Source organism: Thermogemmatispora argillosa (assembly GCF_059696725.1).
Genome location: NZ_AP019377.1, coordinates 1,586,443 through 1,604,167, shown reverse-complemented (window position 1 = coordinate 1,604,167; position 17,725 = coordinate 1,586,443). Strand labels below are relative to the sequence as shown.

Genomic DNA, 17,725 nt, shown 5'->3' with positions numbered 1-17,725 from the left:
TCATGCGTACACTCCTTCCAGCAACGAGTCGGGATCGGGTTCGGGGCTGGCCAGGGCGAATTGATAGGCTTCCTCGATGGCCTGGTAGGCGGCGGCCTCCTCCCGCTCGATTTCCTCTTGAGTCATCAGACCGTGGTCGCGCAGATAGGCAACCAGTCGCTTGATGGGATCGCGCTCCTGCCAGGCGCGGATCTCATCGCGGGTGCGGTAGCGGTTCTGGTCGCTCTTAGAATGACCCTTGTAGCGGTAGGTCACAGCCTCAATCAGGGTGGGACCCTGGCCGGCGCGAGCACGGGCGGCGGCGCGAAAGACGGCCTCATAGACGGCAAAGACGTCGTTGCCATCGACGCGCTCGCCGGGGATGCCATAGGCCACGGCACGCTGAGCGATGGTCTCGCAGCGCATGGCTCGCCGCACGGACATCGACATGCCGTACTGGTTATTCTCACAGAGGAAAATCACGGGCAGGTCCCAGATGGCGGCCAGGTTGAGCGACTCGTGAAAGGTCCCTTCATTGGCGGCGCCGTCGCCGAAAAAGCAGAGACAGACGCGGTCTAGGCCCTGCATCTTGATACTGAGGCCGACGCCGGTAGCAATGGGGATGCCGCCACCAACGACACCGTTGGCGCCGAGATTGCCGGAAGCCACATCGGCGATGTGCATCGAGCCGCCGCGTCCGCGGCAGTAGCCGGTCTCTTTGCCGAGCAATTCGGCCATCATCAGCTTGAGATCGGCTCCTTTGCTGATGCAGTGGCCGTGACCACGGTGGGTGCTGGTGATATAGTCATCGGGCCGCAGGGCCTGTAAAGCCCCGGCGGCGGTCGCCTCTTCTCCGATCGAGAGATGGGTTGTACCGTGCACTTCGCCGCGCATGAAGAGTTCGTCGACCTTCTCTTCAAAGGCGCGAATGCGGTACATGGTCTGCAGCAGGCTGCGCATCTGCTCAGGGGAAAGGGCGGGAACCGCTTCAGGCATGGCTGGCGTCTCCTGCTGTGTTGCACAAATATTCAATGCTGCACACATACTCAATGTACCATGCGAAGCGACGGCTGTCAATAGGCGGGCGCTGAGCGGCGGGGCGCGAAAGCAGCGCAGCGAGAGGGAGCGATTGCAAAAGAGCGCGCCTTTTGGGGCAGGCGAAGAGGAATTAGCCGCCCCGGCCAGGCCCGAAGCTCCCGAGCCGAGAGAGGGCCGGAGAAGCCGCGGCCCGCTGAGGCAGATCAGCCAAAACCTCTGCCGCCAGCGGGTGCGGCCCGGGGCCGGCTATGTGGCTCACTGGGACCCGGTCAAGGAGAGCTGCAGCATACTTTGCAGACAAGCGCTGATCTCCTGGGGAGTCTGCAGAGCGATGAAGCGCTCATAGAAACCGGGCTGCTGCAGCGCGCAGGTCACGGCCTGCAAGAAAGCAAGCTGGGCCTCGCCTGAAGTCAGGACAGGAAAAATGGCCAGCCGGCAGAGGTGCTGTCGTGCCGGATCGTCCATCGCCTGGAAGGGCAGAGCCTCGCGCAGCAGAGCCACGACCAGCGCCGGACGCAGCACATGCTCAAAGTCGACGTGGGGCAAAGCCACAGCGAAAGCGCCGAAATCCAGGCCAGTTGGATAGCGCTGCTCGCGTTCCTTGACTCCCTCCAGATAACTCGGGCGCACCTGGCCGCGTCGCAGCAGCTCCTCATGCACGCGGGCAAACAACTCGTCTTTACTGGTCACCGCCAGGTCCCACAGCACCAGCACGGGCATGGTGGCGCCATGCAGCGTCAGCTCTAGCTCGATCGGTTCCATAGCTGCAAAGATGCTCTCGTCTCGCGTAGTCGATCGCTTCTCTGCCAGGGACAAGATAGGACGTGGACAGCCTCAGCGCTGGGAGCGACTGGCCGCGCTGGTGGGCCGAAGCCGGCGCGACCGTGGTCGCGACTGGGGTGCCGCTGCCGACGACTGAGGAGCAAGCCGGGCCAGCAGCCGCGCCAGGCCCTCAGCGGTAAAACCCACCTCAGCACGCAGAGCCTCGGGCGTAGCCCGCCGTATCCAGAGACCGTGGCGCGTCGGCATAAAGCGCACACGAGCCGCCACCTCTTGCCAGCGTGGCTCTAGCGCCTGTAGCAGTTGCTGAGGCGTCTCCGGCTGAGCGAGATCGTAGGCTGGCAGTAACTCCAGCACCCAGCGACGTAGCTGCTGACGCAGGCCAATGACCCCGTGCAGGCCCCAACAGACCACACCCATCCAGACCAGCAAGAGCAGACCAATCGGCAAAGAGTGCGCCAAATAGGCGCTTTCAAGGGCGCGCCCGAGGGGACCCATCAAATAATCGACCAGAACGCCGATCATCGTTTGATCTCCTTTCTTGGCTGGCAACCGGTAGCAGGATGGTGCGAGCAGACAGCCAACCGACCTGGCCTGTCCAACGTCGTAGATCGGCGTGGTCCACGCCCGAGCCGGCGGCTGCCAGCTCTCTCCTCTCCCTGTTAGCCGCGCTACCCCAGACCTGGGTGACAACTAGCCTTGACCGGCAATGGCCTGGCCGCCAGGGCCCTCAGCCTCGAGGCTGGCCTCGGCTTCGCTCACCGGCGTCTCCTCTTCTCGCACATAGAGCGCCTTATCATCGATGCCGGGCACGTGGGAGCGGCAGTAGAGGAAGTAGATGACATAGCAGGCCAGCGTGAAGGCCACCCAGAGCGCCGACCAGATCAAGAAGACCGGCCCGTAAGACCCTACCTCCTTCAGCGAGAAGAAGAAGACCAGGGCAAAGGAAATCAAGTGAGCGCCGGAATCGAGACTAGAGATCGAGATGGCCCCCTTGGGAATAGCGAAGTGGGCGCCCTTAGCCAGTACCACGGTCATCGGGGCCAGGAACGTGCCCACCGAGAGAATACCGGCCATAAAAATCGTCGCGATAATCACCCCGCGGATCACATTGCCGCGTGACCAGGTCGTGGCCCAAATGACCAGGAAGGGCAGCACAGCCAGATCGGTAAAGGGCAGCACATGGTTCAGCCCCAGGAAGCTAAGGGCAATGGCCAGAATGAGCGTAATCGGCACCATGAGCAGGGCCACCGTCATATTATTGGCGAAGCCGATAACGATGGCGGCATCCAGACCGATATAGAGCTCGCGGCCTGGGAAGCGTTGACTGATGAAAGACTGAGCGCCCTCCGAGAGCGGGACCAGGCCCTCCATCAGAATCGCCACCATGCGTGGCAGCACCAGCATCACGGCGCCCAGCGTGATACCGGTCGTCAAAATCTTAGCGAAGGACCCACCGAAGTCGCTGGCCAGGCCGGGGAAATAGGCCAGCAAGCCGATCAGGAGGCCGAGGACGAGGCCAACAATCATCGGCTCGCCGATGATGCCGAAGCGCTCCTGGATCGTGCCGGTGTCGGCGTGCAGCTTATTCAGGCCCGGGATGCGGTCCAGCAACTTATTGAGCACCCAGCCGATTGGCGACCAGTCGACAGTGCTGCTGTGTGGCAGAGAGATGCCGGGCAGCCCATAATAATCCTGGACGATGGGAGCCGAGAGATCGGCGAGCTTGAGAATGAACAGCTCGGTGAGCAGAGCCAGGGCAAGGGCGATAAAGAAGTTCTGGGTGATGACGTAGACGAAAGCGGCGGTGAAAATAAAGTGCCAGTAGTTCCACATATCGATGTCGAGCGTCTTGACGAAGCGCACGACGATCAAGAGGAGGTTGAGCAGGATGCCGAGGATGAAGACCCAGGGGACGACGGAGACGGTGCCGAAGGAGATGGCGGCGGCGACGGGCCAGCCGACGTCGATGACGTCGAGGTGGATACCGATGTTGTTGACCATAGCCTGAGCTGCCGGCCCGAGGGTATTGACGAGCAATCCAATCACCAGATTGATGGCGATGAAACCGACGCCAATGGTGATAGCGGCCCGGAGGGAGCGCCCAAGAGGCATGCGGAAGACCATGCACAGAATAAAGATAATGATGGGCATCATGACGCTGGGGCCAAGATTCAAGATATAGTTGATAACGGCCATAACAGCGGACATGGCTGGTTCCTCCTACCCGTAGTGAGGATGAAAAGCCGACTCGTTGCGTACATCTTCGCTCTTGCTCGCGATGTACGCCCGTGCGCAAACCTTGCGGTGATTGTCTGCCGTTTTGCCTGCCTATCTTCTACGCACTTGCCAGGGGCCTTCCTTGTTGGAGTACCTCAGCTTAGCTGGCGCTGAGGGTCTTGAGATAGGCGGCAATCTCGTCGGCAAGCTGCTCGGCGCCCACGCCGCTGATGAGCGGCAGGCCATTAAAGACCTTGATAGGGACCTTCACAGCGACCTGGGTGGTCGAGACGATAGCGTGTGGTCGGAAGGTGGAGACTTTGCCGGCGACTTCGGCGGCTTTACATGAGGCGGTGGTGACACTAAGGCCGCGGCTCTTGAGTAGGCGCTTGAGCTTATCGGCGGCCAAGGTCGAAGTGGCGATTCCGGTGCCACAGCTGATGAGGATGCGCAGGTCGGACATGGCTGAAAAACCTCCTGGCAACTGGTCACAGCTCTGTGTAGTGCCCTCTAGCTTGCTTGCCTGCTGCCGCGTAGGAAAAGCGAGGGGGCGACGACTCTGCCTTGAATGGATCAGGCAAGAAGGCTGATGCCTCAGCTGGCCTTGCCCGCGCAACTGCAGGAGACCAGCTACTCCTCTCCTCTCCTCTTGTTCTCTCCTCCTTTCAGGGTGCGCGTCTATCGTTGATAAAATAGTCCATCGATCGATTTGCAAAATTGCTTCTCTGCTATAAACTGCTCCATTCCGGTTGTTTCTATGGTACCTGATGGTGACGACCGTTGTCAACCCTTGTGCATAAGTGGACAATTGTTCGCTTTACGCTTTCCTGATAGAGGAGGGGGACAGCTCGGGTATAGTCAACAAGCTGGCTACGAGTAAGGGAACACGCCGGGGGATTGTCCTGGCTGTCCTGAAGACGCCCGCTTGACGGGAGCTCAGGGGCAGGGCCTATTGCGCACCGGCGATCGGATCTGTGCCAGGGTGAAGCCCTGAGCAAGGGGGTAGATCGGACTCGGGGGCTGCTAGCGTGCAGACTGTGGGCCAGGGCCGGTGTAAGGGATTCCCCCCCGATCGTGAACGGTTGCTATGCCTGGGCATGGCAGATCAGCGAACATTTCACCCTGGCAAGCTTGGAGGGCGACCGGCGATCAAGGGAGAGATGCCAGCGTGGAATGAGGCGAACGGGGGAGGGCAACCGGGCCCCTGGGGACCGCGGGCGTGCCGCCTGGGAGCGGTGCGCCTGAGAAGGCCCAGGCTGCTGATGTCGGGTCATGGCTGTAGGGGGTGTTGGTGGACGAGTCAAGGGGAGGCTGGGCCTCTCAGGCCGCGCTGCCATGACTTGGGGAGGGAGAAGGCGGGCGTCTCTGGCAGGTGGAGGTGGCACGGCTCTGCGCGCCTGCAGAGGGGCCTGCGTTCTCCTGGAGGCCGGCGGCGAGGCGTCAGGGGTGTGGCTGAGCCTGGTCGGAGGGGGGAGGCGGTTGCTGCTCTGAGCTAGTGGGAGAAGTATCCGAGGCGTAGGTATGGACGAAGTCCCAGTCGAGGTAGCGGGTCCAGTCGAAGTCTGGCAGGCGGAGCTGGCCGAGGAGGCGTTCCAGCTCGACCAGCTCGTAGGGATCGAAGTGGACGAGGGAGCGCATGATCTGGTAGGCGCGGATGCGGATCGTGGGGTCTTCGTGAGGGTTAGCGGCCACGCGGGCGCAGAGGGAGAGGAAGCGGCGATCATGGGAGTTGCGCTCGAGGAGGCTGAGCAAGAGGGTGGCGGCGGCTGCGCGGCAGTCGCGGTCGGGGTCGTGCAAGAGGGCCTGGAGGGCGGGTTCGATGAGGGCCTCGGGAGGCTCGAAGTGGATAGACAGACGTGCGAGGGCGTCGTAGCGATCCTGGGGGTCGGGACTGGCGAGCTTCTCGAAGAGGTGCTCCTGCGCTTCTTGGTGGGCGAGCTGCATGCGTTCCTGGAAGGTGGGTCCCAGGAGCTCATCGAGTTGGCGACGGAGGTCGTAGGCGGCCCTGATCAGTTCGGTCTCGGCTGGAGGAGGGTCGGGGAAGATGGGGGCTTCTTCCGTGGGAGGAAGGGGGTAGGGTAGCTGGCGCTCATCGCAGTAGAGGCGTTCGAGGATCTGAATGGCGCGTTGGCCGTAGCGGAGGGCGAGGTCGCGCTGGCCGCCTTCCTGGAAGCGTTCGCGGGAGGCAGCCTGGAAGTGGTAGAGGGCGATGCTGATGGGGTACTGGTAGGGGAAAAGGCGGGGGAGTTTGAGAAGGCCGCCGTTGGGGAGGCGTTCGAGGAGGAGGCCGGGGGTTTGGAGCCAGGAGAGGAGCAGGGAGTCGTCGAGGAGGGAGGGGGGGAGATACTCGCAGCCGCCGGAGCGGAGCAGGGGGGAGAGCTGAGGGCGAGCGCCGTGTTGGAGGGCCTGGCTGACCCCGAAGTCAGCGGCGGTCCTGAAGTCGTAGATACCACTTGTCAGGGAGAATTGGATACCGAAGGCAGTGTCCTCGAGAAGGACGTCTTGGTCGTAGAGATGATTAGTGCCATAGCCGTAGAGGGGTTGGAGCCAGGAGCAGAGGAGGCGGACCCATTCCAGGAAGGCCAGCCAGACTTGCTGGTAGTGGAGCCAGATCTGAGGAGAAGGCTGTGCGGGGTCAAGCGAGGGGCGTTCGAAGGGCCAGTAGACCTGGTAGCTGGTGCCGAGGGTGATGGTGCCGTAGGGATAGGCAGGGAGAGGGAAATCGATGCCATCGGGGCCGGGGAGGGAGGGCAGGCCCTCGGGAGAGAGGTGAATAGATTGCTGGGGAAGGGGATAGACATCGATGGATAGACTCATATGCAAGGTCTTGTCAAAGAGGGAGAAGGAGACCTCTTCGCGAGAGCAGAGGGCAAGAGCCTCCTTCAGGGGGCAGATGATATGGCCGTTGGAGTCGCTGAGGTCGGGGGGAGCGACATGATACCAGGGGCGAACCCCTACCTTGAGAGGCTGATCGAGCAGGGCATCCCAGGACGAGGCGGGAGGGGAGGGCCAGGGGGAGGGATGCTCGAAGTCGGCAGGCAGCTCCAGGCCGTGCTCCCAGAGGAAGCGCAGCAGGTCGGGGATGCGAGCCACGGTCTGGGGGCCGCGCTCCACGAAGCAGGTGAAGAGGATGCCGTTGTAGTAGGTATTGCCCATAGAGAGAATCTCCTTTCTCATGCAAGCCAATCGTACTGCTTGAATAGTAAGGGTTCCCTGCCGCTGGTGTCTAGCGCAGGGGGGTCGGCTCTGGTGCCAGTGGCGCGCTCGCTAAGGAGAGCTGGGCGGTTGAGCCGGAGGCGGAGGCTTGCAGCTGACGGCGTTTGAATAAGGAACGATGAAAACATTCTGGGGTCCCAGCTCCTGCTGGGCGATGAGCAAAGCGGTTTGGAAGTCTTTCTGTTCTTGAATGGCAGGGCCGTCCTGGCCCGGCTTGGGTGCGACCAGGAAGCAGATGGCCTTGGCGCCATCGCGGGCGGCCCATTGCTTGAGCTTCTGAAGCTCTGCTCGGAAAACCTGCGCGTGGGATGGCCCATTCGGGTTCCCTGGATTTGCGGGCAAACTTGACCCCTTGTCTGGACCGCCGACCTCCGCGTAGAGAACCTGGCTTTTCACCTTGATCTTCAGGTCGATGTCCCCCGCGATCTGGTTATTGGCATCTCTCTGCTGGAGATTCACCCCTTGGATATTAAGGGGGGTAACCAGGCCGTATTGGGCCGTGAATTCAGGGATAGCCGGCAGGCTGAGAATCGTCTGTATCAGCCGGATGGCCCCGATCTGTCTGCTTAGGCCTATCGGCCTACTGTTATCTGCTCCTGCGAAGCCAGTAGCCTGGGCGAGCTGGTCAGCCAGATTCTCGCAGGTGGTCGCCGCGGCTTTCAGAAGCTCCCAAATCTTTTGGATACCACAAGCTCCAAAGGCGATCAGGAGCCAGGTGATCACCATCATCCGAATGTAAGGATTAGGGAAGGCTCTACTAATTGTACCATCTCGGAAGATCCTCTCAGCCTGTTTCTGCTCTTCGGGGGAGAGAGAGCGCCCATCAGGAAGGGTCCAATTGGTGTACTGATGGACCGAAGCCGGTAAGGTTCCCAGGGCCTCGTGGGCAGCCTGCCACTGCCTGATAGCGGTGATTAGCTGCTCGAGAGAGGCCGCCAGGGCGATAATCCCCAAGATGGCGATGAGGAGGTCGACAATGCCTTGGAGGATATCTGCAATTGGATTAGCCTCCAGCTCTACGGCTGCCGCGGCGTTAACAACCACAGCAGCATCAATAAGCACTTCCTCGGCGGCGGCGAAGGCGACCATATCCTCGATGAAGCTCGCTATGGCAGCAACGAGAGCCAGATCGGCGGCCAAGGAAGCGCTCAGTAGGCTCAGAAAGCTATCCATGTTCGTCTGATAGATTGGCCAGGTAGCGCTCAGGGCCTCTGCGGCAGCTCCTTGGAAAGGGTGGGGACCATTGAGCAAAGGAGAGAGAACCTGACTCCAGGTACGCTGATGGAGATCCTGAATAGTAGCTGCGAGAGGCTGTTTCTGTTGGCTATTGGTATGGAGGGGACCAGCCAAAGGATCTAAAATCCTATGCAGTCCTTGTCTGATGGCTCCCGAGGGATCGGAAAACACCTCCTCAATGATATGAAGCAGATCTCCTATGCTCAGACCACGCGCTTCTGCTATCGCCGTTAGGCGTGTCCACTGTTCCGCTGAGAGACCGGAGACGGCCTGTGCAATATGCTCTGGATTCATAAGAGCTTCCTCTCATTAGTGGCATAGACGGTTAGGAGCCTCTGCGTCAGTCTGAGAGGCCATGCTTTGTCAAGTCGCCAGCCCTGCAAGAAGAAGGGGCTAGGAGAATGAGGCTGCCGTTTGCTGATCGTAGTCCTCGAAAGCACTTGCCAGGATATCGAAAAAGTCAGCCAGGTCTGAATAAGCTCTGAAGATGTATTCCTGAGTAGCTCCTTGTGCGTACAAGCGCGCAATTGATCGTTACATAGCAGCGTCGGACCTCACTGGAGCGGTGCTTGAGCATCGGCACGAGCAGCCTCGGGGCTTCAAGCGGAAAGATCCTCTTGCCGGGCTCATGAGGGGCGGGTAGGGGTAATGGGAACGCCGGGCCGGTGCTTGGAAGAATCTGAACAGTGTCCGCTTGACATTCGCCAGAGGGCAAGGTATACTATGCACAAAATATCGAATGTGCACAAAGGTGAAAGGTGTCTGAGCAACGGAGTGCAGCGCGGCACGTTGTTGCCGTCGTCCTGGCGGCGGGCCAGGGCAGGCGCATGGGGCTACCGATCAACAAAATTTTCCTGCCTATTCATGGCAAACCCGTCATCATCTACACACTAGAGGCCTTTGAGCGCTGTCCGGCGATCGACGAAGTCATGCTGGTAGCGGCTGCCGGCGAAGAGGAGCAGCTAGCCAAGCTGACGCAGGCGGCGCACTGTCAAAAAGTGCGGCGCATCGTCCAGGGTGGTCCGACGCGGCACGCCTCCGAGCAGTGCGCGCTAGAGGCCCTGCGCCCGCGCATTGAGAGCGGCGAGATCGAGCTGATTTTAATCCACGACGGCGCCCGTCCCTTTGTGCTGCCCGAGCGTATCCAGCAACTGGTTGAGGCGGCGCGCTCCTGTGGGGGAGCCATTCTGGCTATGCCGCTGCAGGAGGAAGAACTCATCGTCGAAGTAGACGAGCAGCAGGCTATCTGCCGTCGCTTTGCCGGTCAGCGTGCCTGGAGAGCGCAGACGCCCCAGGCCTTCCGCGCCTCCTGGTTACTGGCGGCCTATGACCGAGCGCGCCAGGATCACTTTGAGGGGACCGATACGGCGGCCTCGCTGGAGCGCCTGGGTTACCCGGTGGCTGTCGTCGAAAGCGATCAAAGCAATCTGAAAATCACCACCGCTTATGACCTGCTGCAGGCCGAGCGGCTCTGTCGCCATCGCGGCCTCTAGCCGCCGATCAGCGGAGCAAGTCAGGTCTGGTTGCAGCGGCTCGGGCGGCGCTGCCAGCGTTGGGAGCGTCTGGCCCCGGGCGAGGTGGTCAGCCAGGTGGTTGGTCGGCGTCGGCCTATTTCTTGCACGGTAAGTCAGTCTCTCTATCTACCTACAGCGTTGACACTTCGCCTTGCTGGCAATCGGCGATGGAAGGCTGGGTCCTGCCCCTGCCCTGGCTGGGCGGACTGGACTGGGCAGGCAGCGCCGGGCTGGCGGGGGCGTCTTAGCTGCTTTGCGCAGACGGACGCTACTGCCAGCGGAGCTATCTACCCTGGGCCGCTCCATTGCTGATCAATCGATCGTCGAGGAGAGAGGGGGCGTCGCTCGCTATGATAGCCTGCCAGACTGAACTGGAGTGCCTCTACTGCGGTCGTCCAACGGTGCACACGGTCTTTTATGCCTCGCTCTATATTAAAAGGATCGTCTGCCATCGTTGCGCCCACGTCGTTGAAAAGCCAGCGGCTGTCTTGCTCCGTCAGTATTGTCGAGATCTCCCCTGGCGTGCCACTGCCCTCGCGCGTCGCCTCAAACATGAGGCGCAGGCCGATCCCCTGCTCTTCGTCTCCAGCCTGCCCCGGCGCGTGGTCAACAAACCGATCGAGCTTTCCCGCGAGCTGGCCGAGGTCTGTCTATAGCCATCGCTGCTGTGCGCTTCGGACAGGCTCCGTGACCACAGCATTTGAGTATGACATCAGGAGGTTCGTATGATCGAGCAAGTTGCCCTCGCGGCCCTGGTGGCCTGGTGCCTGCAGCTGGCCCTGGCCTACTGGCAGGCGCGCCGTTTCTACCGCGATGTAAGCCGCCTTCGCCGGCTGGGGCGCTGCGCCACGGCGATGGCCGGGGGGCGCTACCGTGGGCGCACCTACGTAGTGCTCGTTGCCCATCCTGAGCGGCGCACCATTCTGGCGGCCAGGCACCTCAGCGGCTTCACTGTCTTTGCGCGGCTTCGTCCTCTGCCCCAGATCGAGGGGCGTCCCCTCGACGAGCTGCTCTCGGCGGAAAGGCTGAGCGCGACTGGCCTGGCGCCACGCCTCGTTGAGGCGATCAGCACCGCTGCCAGCGCGCTTCAGGAAATGTTCCAGCGCCAGTCGGTGGCATCAACAGAAGAGGCGACGGGTGCGGGGAGTGTCCTCCCGCCGAGGACGTCGCTGCAGTCGCTGGCCTGAAAGGAGGTTGTGTCGCCTACTCGTTTACTAGCACGCGTACTCGCTCACTCGCTCACTTACATGCTGACTCCCACGCGCTGAGCTTGCTCGTGGCGCTGGGTGGTTCTCCTGGCTGGTAGTCCTCTGGGGCTGCCGGAGAGGACAGGCGATTGTCTCAACGTCCGTTTGTCTGGAGGTGATCTTGTGGAGATCGCAGCCCGTATTGCCGAAGGATTCATCGGCATGTTCCAGAAGGGGGGCACCACTTTCGTTGGCCTGGTCACGGGCATTATTCCCCTGCTGATCGTGCTGATGACCGCCGTCAATGCCCTGGTGCGCCTCATCGGTCCTGAGCGCATCGACAAAGTGGCCATGATCAGTAGTCGCAATGTCTTCCTGCGCTATTTGATCCTGCCCTTCCTGGCCGTCTTCTTCCTGACTAACCCGATGGCCTACACGATGGGGCGCTTCTTGCCGGAGAAGCAAAAGCCGGCCTTCTATGATGCGGCGGTTTCCTTTGTCCATCCTATTCTTGGTCTTTTTCCCCATGCCAACCCGGGTGAGATCTTTGTCTGGGCCGGTATTGCGGCGGGCATTACGAAGCTTGGGCTAGGGCTAGGGGATCTGGCGATCCGTTATTTCCTGGTCGGCCTGCTGGTGATCTTTATCCGCGGGCTAGTGACGGAGCGCATCACAGCTATCATGTGGGCGCGCCGCTCGGTGTCCGAGGGCCAGGGCCAGAGTGAGGAGTCAACATCGGCTGCCGGGGCGGCCTCTCCTGTTGAAACGGGTGGGGCGGCTCTCGCCGGCGGAGAGGAGGCGTAGTCATGCAAGTTGTTGCGCGTGGTCTGGAGGCCATTGGGCGGGCCGTTGGCAATGTGGTCGGCATTCTGTACCAGGCTGGTCGCGATACCATCGACCAGGTGATCCGCAACATTCTACCGTTCATGGCCTTCATCAGCATGATCATCGGCATCATCCTCTACACGGGGATCGGCAACATTATTGCTCATACGCTATCGCCGCTGGCCTCGAATATCTTCGGGCTGTTGCTGATGTCGGTGATCTGCGCGATTCCGATTCTGTCGCCCTTGCTGGGTCCTGGGGCGGTGATTGCCCAGGTGGTTGGGACGCTGCTGGGCGTGGAGATTGGCCTTGGCCATATTCCGCCGCAGTATGCGCTACCGGCTCTCTTTGCTATCAATCCCCAGGTCGGTTGCGACTTTATCCCGGTTGGGCTGGCGCTCGGCGAGGCCGAGCCGGAGACGACCGAGATCGGGGTACCAGCGGTCTTGATGTCGCGCCTGATCACGGGACCGCTGGCGGTGGTGATCGCCTATCTGGCGAGCTTCGGTATGTATGCCGGCCATTGATCGATCTCTCCCATCCATTGGCTGAGCATTAGTGAGCGCTGGCCGCTCGGTCGGACTCAGCGGGCTGCTGTCCCATTTCGTCAGCCTGCTCTCCTGGCTCACTGGCTGGCAGGTTGGCTGCGGCTGGCGTGGGAGGGTGAGAGACGGATGAGGTTGCGGTCATGGGTGTGACCGACGGCGCTGGAATGGCTCAGGTCGGGGGCAATGCCTGAGAGGAGAGAGCTGCTCTGGCAGTTCGGCTGCTCAGCGGCCTGCTGCCTGGCCTGAGCCTGGTCGGTTGAGGAAAGAAGAAAGGAGTGTGCGACGATGCCTTATCGTGCTGTCAAGATTACGCGAGGACGCGGCGGCTGGGGCGGGCCGCTGATTGTCAAGCCCGAGCCTGGCAAGGATCTGATTTATTGTGTGACCGGGGGCGGTATTCATCCTGTAGCGCAGCGCATTGCGGAGCTGAGCGGTGGGCGGGCCTTCGATGGCTTTCGCTCTTCGGCTCCTGAGAAGCAGATCGCCTGCGTGGTCATCGACTGCGGCGGGACGGCGCGCATTGGGGTTTATCCGATGAAGAAGATCCTGACCATCGATGTGAAGCCTAGTTCGCCTTCGGGGCCGCTGATGAAGTTCATTACGGAGCAGCTCTTTGTCTCGGGAGTGCGACCCGAGGATGTGACGCTGCTTGAGGAATCCTGATGGCGGGCTGGTCTGAGGAGAGGGATGGGGTTGGCCTCGCTCTGCGCTGGTCGGTTGAGCACGCCTGGTTGACGGCCTGGTGAGGTGTGCCGGGGGCGGGAAGATGACCAGCGCGGACGGGGTGCGGCTGATGCGTTGTTGCGTAAGGCAAGGCGAGCGGCTGCTGTGGCCGCTGGCTCGCTGGTTGCAGGAGGGAGGAAGGAGGACAGACGGCGATGTCGATGCTGCCTTTCTTCAATCACTTGGCCGGGGCAGGAATGGCGGGCGCTGAGGGGGTAGGGGCCACGGGAGGAGGCCTGGAGCCGGGCGCGGGTACCGGTACAGGTGCGGGGACGCAGGTCCAGCTCAAGTATCGGGCGGTCATTCAGGAGATTGGGCCGCAGGTGCCGGAGTTCCTGCCGCATGGCATCTTGATATTCTTTGGTCCGCAGGCTCCGGCGGAGCTGCGTGAGGTCTCGCTTGTCCATACGGGGGCGACGTTGCAGGGCGTGATCGAGGTGGGCGACTGGCTCTGTTTCCGGGAGCCGCCTGGCGAGGGCGACAGTGCGGAGGCGGGGGTGGGCCGCGTGCTCAGGTACCGTGTGACTGCGGTCGGCGAGGTGGCCAGTGCCAATCTGGCCGAGCTGGGTCATCTGGTGGTGCACTTCGATGGTGCGGCGGAGGCGGCGCTGCCGGGGACCATCTCGGTGGCGCCGGCTCTGCTCCATCTGCCCCCCGTGGGTACCATCCTGGAATTGCTCAGACTGGAGGATTGCCACACCTATGAATCTGGTTGCGGAACTTGAGGCGCGTCAGCGCGAGGGGCGTCCGATCCGTGTAGGGCTGGTGGGAGTTGGCCAGATGGGGGCCGGTTTGATTGCTCAGGTCAGTCAGATGCAGGGCATGGAGGTGGTAGCGGCTGCTGATATTGAGACAGAGCGCGCTATTGCTGCCTTTCGGGCCTGTGGCTATGGAGAGGAGGAGGTGCTGCTCTTGCCGCCGGGGGCTAGCAGCCGCGAGGCCGATGAGGCGGTGCGTGCTGGCAAGCGGGTGGTGACGGCGCGGGCGACCTTGATCCCCGATATTGCCTCCTTGGATGCGGTCGTTGAGGCCACGGGTGTGCCATCGGTCGGGGCCCTGGTGGCCTATCGGACGATTCTGGCGCGTCGCCATATCATTATGCTGAATGTAGAGACCGATGCCACGATCGGCTATTTGCTTAAGCGCATGGCCGATGCGGCGGGCGTGGTCTATACGACCTCGGCGGGCGATGAGCCGGGGGCGATTCTGGAGTTGTATGATTTTGCGCGCTCGCTTGGCTTTGAGATTGTGGCGGCTGGCAAGGGGAAGAATAATCCGCTGGACCGCAGTGCGACGCCGCAGCAGTTGGCTGAGCAGGCGCGGAGCCGACATATGAGTCCGCATATGCTGACGTCGTTTGTGGATGGGACCAAGACGATGGTGGAGATGACGGCGGTGGCCAATGCAACGGGGTTGGTGCCGGATGTCAGTGGGATGCATGGGCCGCAGGCGACGCCGGAGACGCTGGCGCGGATTTTCTGTCCGCGCGAGGATGGGGGGATTCTGGAGCGGCGGGGGGTAGTCGATTATGCGCTGGGGAGTGTGGCGCCGGGGGTCTTTCTGGTGATTACGACGCGGCAGCCGAAGGTGATTGAGGATTTGCGCTATTTGCGCCTGGGTGAGGGGCCATACTGGGCGCTCTATCGTCCGTATCATTTGGCCAATCTGGAGACGCCGCGCTCGATTGCGCAGGCGGTCTTGTATCAGCAGGCGACGCTGGCGCCGGCGGGGCCGCCGGTGGCGGAGACGACGGCGGTGGCCAAGCGCGATCTGCAGGAGGGTGAGGTGTTGGAGGGGTTGGGTGGAACGTCTCTCTATGGCAATATTGAGCGGGCCGAGGTGGCGCGGGCGCAGCGGATGCTACCGTTGGGGCTGACGGCGCGCGCGCGGGTGCGTCGTCCGGTGGCGCGCGGTCAGACGCTGACGTACGATGATGTGGAGCTGGATGCCCATTCCTTTATAGTGCAGGCGCGGCGGATGCAGGATGCGCTGGTTTATGATGGGGAGCCGCCGCTGTAGCTGTATTGTTGGGAGGAAGCTGGTGCGCTGGTCAGGGGTGGGGGCGATCATGGTCAGGCCTGAGCGGACAGGGGAGGGAGACCTCTATGGTGCTACTTGCTGGCGATGTCGATGGTTGGGGAGGGACTGGTGTGGTGAAGGCGGGTCAAGGCGGGCTGAGCTGAGGGTGGCAAGCTGTCTGCCTTCCCCGCCTTCTTGGGGTTGTGAGAAGCTGGGAAGGGGAGGGAGGCCGAGGGTGGTCATAAAAAGCCCTGTTTGAGAGGCTGATTCGAAACTCTCCGGAGCTACCAGCCAGAGATGGTCAGAATCCGACCACTTTTGGCCGGAATCGCGCATCTTTTGCCGCTTATTTATCAAAAAGTGAATTGGTGCTCTCTCGAAACTCGCCCCTTGCGGCTTGCAGAAAACGAGTTTCGAGAAATGTCGTAGGACGATATATTTGGAGAGGGGGAGAGAGGAAAAAACGAGCCTCTCAGAAGCCAAAAATGGGGTCTCGATCGTTATAGAATATGGAAGAAGTATCCCGGACCCCTCTCCGCCGGCTGCGGTTGCAGGGGAGTCGATCCGCACGAGGATACTGAAAGGCTTTCGGGCTATGGCATCGTTGGCAGTTTCACGTGGTTGCAGGGGAGTCGATCCGCACGAGGATACTGAAAGGCAAGATCTTCCTCATGTAGCCGCTGTTGCACGACTGTTGCAGGGGAGTCGATCCGCACGAGGATACTGAAAGGTAGATGATCAAATCATACGTCTCTGGAAACTGTGTGTTGCAGGGGAGTCGATCCGCACGAGGATACTGAAAGGGGATAGCAGCGCGCGGCAAGTGCGACACTGTCATCGTTGCAGGGGAGTCGATCCGCACGAGGATACTGAAAGATTCGCATCAACGTTTGCCGTATCGCGCACAATGAGTTGCAGGGGAGTCGATCCGCACGAGGATACTGAAAGAAGTTTAGTGCAAACACGCCGTCTTTTCGCAGCACAGTTGCAGGGGAGTCGATCCGCACGAGGATACTGAAAGGCTCAGCCGTATCGCCGCATATGGCTGAGCTGACCTGGTTGCAGGGGAGTCGATCCGCACGAGGATACTGAAAGGTGATAGAACCGGGAACGACATTTATTGACGGCTGGTTGCAGGGGAGTCGATCCGCACGAGGATACTGAAAGTGCGCAACCGCAAAGCACAAGCACACGGCTTCCGCGTTGCAGGGGAGTCGATCCGCACGAGGATACTGAAAGACGAAATTCGTGACGTTGTTGACGACATTTTGTACAGTTGCAGGGGAGTCGATCCGCACGAGGATACTGAAAGATACGATCTTGCGCGACTACAAGTAGCAGATGCGTGGTTGCAGGGGAGTCGATCCGCACGAGGATACTGAAAGAAGTTTAGTGCAAACACGCCGTCTTTCCGCAAAAGTTGCAGGGGAGTCGATCCGCACGAGGATACTGAAAGGCTTATCCGCACATTTTGCACTCTTGACAAGCTGTCGGTTGCAGGGGAGTCGATCCGCACGAGGATACTGAAAGTTGACCGCTGCGTCGCCTAATGCCTTTACCCCCCACAGTTGCAGGGGAGTCGATCCGCACGAGGATACTGAAAGGCTTTTCATTGACGAAGCAAACTGGCGCGGCTTTGCGGTTGCAGGGGAGTCGATCCGCACGAGGATACTGAAAGTTCATATCGTAGCTCTGCAATGCTGCGCTGAGCACTGTTGCAGGGGAGTCGATCCGCACGAGGATACTGAAAGTCCACAATCGTCAACATGCGCACCGGTCGAGAGATGTTGCAGGGGAGTCGATCCGCACGAGGATACTGAAAGCGCAAAAACGCGGACCGCTTCGCGCTGCTTGTTGAGTTGCAGGGGAGTCGATCCGCACGAGGATACTGAAAGGCGAAAGGAGGAAGGAGAGCCGTTGTGGCCAGCACGCGTTGCAGGGGAGTCGATCCGCACGAGGATACTGAAAGAGAAGCAGAGGAGCATACTGCTTAAAGACCACCGAGTTGCAGGGGAGTCGATCCGCACGAGGATACTGAAAGCCTTTCCAATTTGTGCAGTTGCTACTACTGTACTGGTTGCAGGGGAGTCGATCCGCACGAGGATACTGAAAGATTTTGGCACAGCTCAAGAAACAGCTAGAAGATGCACGTTGCAGGGGAGTCGATCCGCACGAGGATACTGAAAGCTTCGCGGATGCCCACGAGATCATTTGGCCCCTGCTGTTGCAGGGGAGTCGATCCGCACGAGGATACTGAAAGGGACGCGGCTCTGCCGGCGGATCGCTTGTTGCATTTGTTGCAGGGGAGTCGATCCGCACGAGGATACTGAAAGCGCCGGCATTGTTGTGCTTGCTGGTCGTCATATCGCGTTGCAGGGGAGTCGATCCGCACGAGGATACTGAAAGTGAATAATCGATGCGTCTGGAACTACACGCACAT

General features: G+C 60.9%; 13 protein-coding genes, 2 pseudogenes and 1 CRISPR repeat array (1 of these 16 cut by a window edge). Of the genes and pseudogenes, 8 read left to right on the top strand and 7 right to left on the bottom strand.

Annotated features, from left to right (window positions below; translation table 11 throughout):
• From AC6H1L_RS06225 to AC6H1L_RS06195, 7 genes are all read right to left on the bottom strand, one after another.
• A complete protein-coding gene (locus AC6H1L_RS06225) occupies window positions 1-975 on the bottom strand; it encodes a thiamine pyrophosphate-dependent dehydrogenase E1 component subunit alpha (RefSeq protein ID WP_497600664.1) in 975 nt (324 codons plus the stop codon).
• 297 nt (window positions 976-1,272) lie between these two features.
• Window positions 1,273-1,779: a PTS sugar transporter subunit IIA gene (locus AC6H1L_RS06220; protein WP_497600663.1), complete on the bottom strand. Its 507-nt coding sequence runs from the start codon at window positions 1,777-1,779 to the stop codon at window positions 1,273-1,275.
• Window positions 1,780-1,851: 72 nt separating this feature from the next.
• Complete coding sequence (locus tag AC6H1L_RS06215; RefSeq protein ID WP_497600662.1) at window positions 1,852-2,322, bottom strand: hypothetical protein; 471 nt, start codon at window positions 2,320-2,322, stop codon at window positions 1,852-1,854.
• Between the two features lie 168 nt (window positions 2,323-2,490).
• Entirely contained in the window at window positions 2,491-4,008 is a 1,518-nt protein-coding gene (locus AC6H1L_RS06210; protein WP_497600661.1) for a PTS galactitol transporter subunit IIC, read from the bottom strand.
• A 169-nt stretch (window positions 4,009-4,177) separates the two neighbouring features.
• A complete protein-coding gene (locus AC6H1L_RS06205; RefSeq protein WP_497600660.1) occupies window positions 4,178-4,480 on the bottom strand; it encodes a PTS sugar transporter subunit IIB in 303 nt (100 codons plus the stop codon).
• A gap of 977 nt (window positions 4,481-5,457) precedes the next feature.
• Window positions 5,458-7,173, bottom strand: coding sequence for a hypothetical protein (locus tag AC6H1L_RS06200; protein ID WP_497600659.1), 1,716 nt, complete (start codon window positions 7,171-7,173; stop codon window positions 5,458-5,460).
• Between the two features lie 111 nt (window positions 7,174-7,284).
• Complete coding sequence (locus tag AC6H1L_RS06195) at window positions 7,285-8,763, bottom strand: hypothetical protein (RefSeq protein WP_497600658.1); 1,479 nt, start codon at window positions 8,761-8,763, stop codon at window positions 7,285-7,287.
• Between the two features lie 464 nt (window positions 8,764-9,227).
• On the opposite strand from AC6H1L_RS06195, the gene ispD reads away from it, so the two are divergent.
• From ispD to AC6H1L_RS06155, 8 genes and pseudogenes are all read left to right on the top strand, one after another.
• On the top strand, window positions 9,228-9,962 hold the full coding sequence (gene ispD / locus AC6H1L_RS06190) for a 2-C-methyl-D-erythritol 4-phosphate cytidylyltransferase (RefSeq protein ID WP_497600657.1): 735 nt from the start codon (window positions 9,228-9,230) through the stop codon (window positions 9,960-9,962).
• A gap of 371 nt (window positions 9,963-10,333) precedes the next feature.
• Window positions 10,334-10,639: a hypothetical protein gene (locus tag AC6H1L_RS06185; RefSeq protein WP_297166402.1), complete on the top strand. Its 306-nt coding sequence runs from the start codon at window positions 10,334-10,336 to the stop codon at window positions 10,637-10,639.
• Window positions 10,640-10,708: 69 nt separating this feature from the next.
• Window positions 10,709-11,170, top strand: a complete 462-nt coding sequence (locus AC6H1L_RS06180) for a transcriptional regulator GutM (protein WP_497600656.1) — start codon at window positions 10,709-10,711, stop codon at window positions 11,168-11,170.
• A 222-nt stretch (window positions 11,171-11,392) separates the two neighbouring features.
• A complete protein-coding gene (gene srlA / locus AC6H1L_RS06175; protein ID WP_497601516.1) occupies window positions 11,393-11,974 on the top strand; it encodes a PTS glucitol/sorbitol transporter subunit IIC in 582 nt (193 codons plus the stop codon).
• A gap of 23 nt (window positions 11,975-11,997) precedes the next feature.
• Window positions 11,998-12,522 (top strand): annotated as a pseudogene (locus AC6H1L_RS06170) (PTS glucitol/sorbitol transporter subunit IIB); the annotation flags it as partial.
• A 306-nt stretch (window positions 12,523-12,828) separates the two neighbouring features.
• Window positions 12,829-13,185, top strand: a pseudogene (locus AC6H1L_RS06165) (PTS glucitol/sorbitol transporter subunit IIB); the annotation flags it as partial.
• A gap of 236 nt (window positions 13,186-13,421) precedes the next feature.
• A complete protein-coding gene (locus tag AC6H1L_RS06160) occupies window positions 13,422-13,991 on the top strand; it encodes a PTS glucitol/sorbitol transporter subunit IIA (protein ID WP_497600655.1) in 570 nt (189 codons plus the stop codon).
• Window positions 13,969-15,285 carry an NAD(P)H-dependent oxidoreductase gene (locus AC6H1L_RS06155; RefSeq protein ID WP_497600654.1) on the top strand — a complete coding sequence of 439 codons (1,317 nt, stop codon included), beginning with the start codon at window positions 13,969-13,971 and terminating at the stop codon, window positions 15,283-15,285. The genes AC6H1L_RS06160 and AC6H1L_RS06155 overlap by 23 nt, the downstream gene beginning before the upstream one ends.
• Before the next feature lie 547 nt (window positions 15,286-15,832).
• Window positions 15,833-17,725: direct repeats of the CRISPR family, unit length 37 nt; unit sequence GTTGCAGGGGAGTCGATCCGCACGAGGATACTGAAAG; it runs 265 nt beyond the window's last position.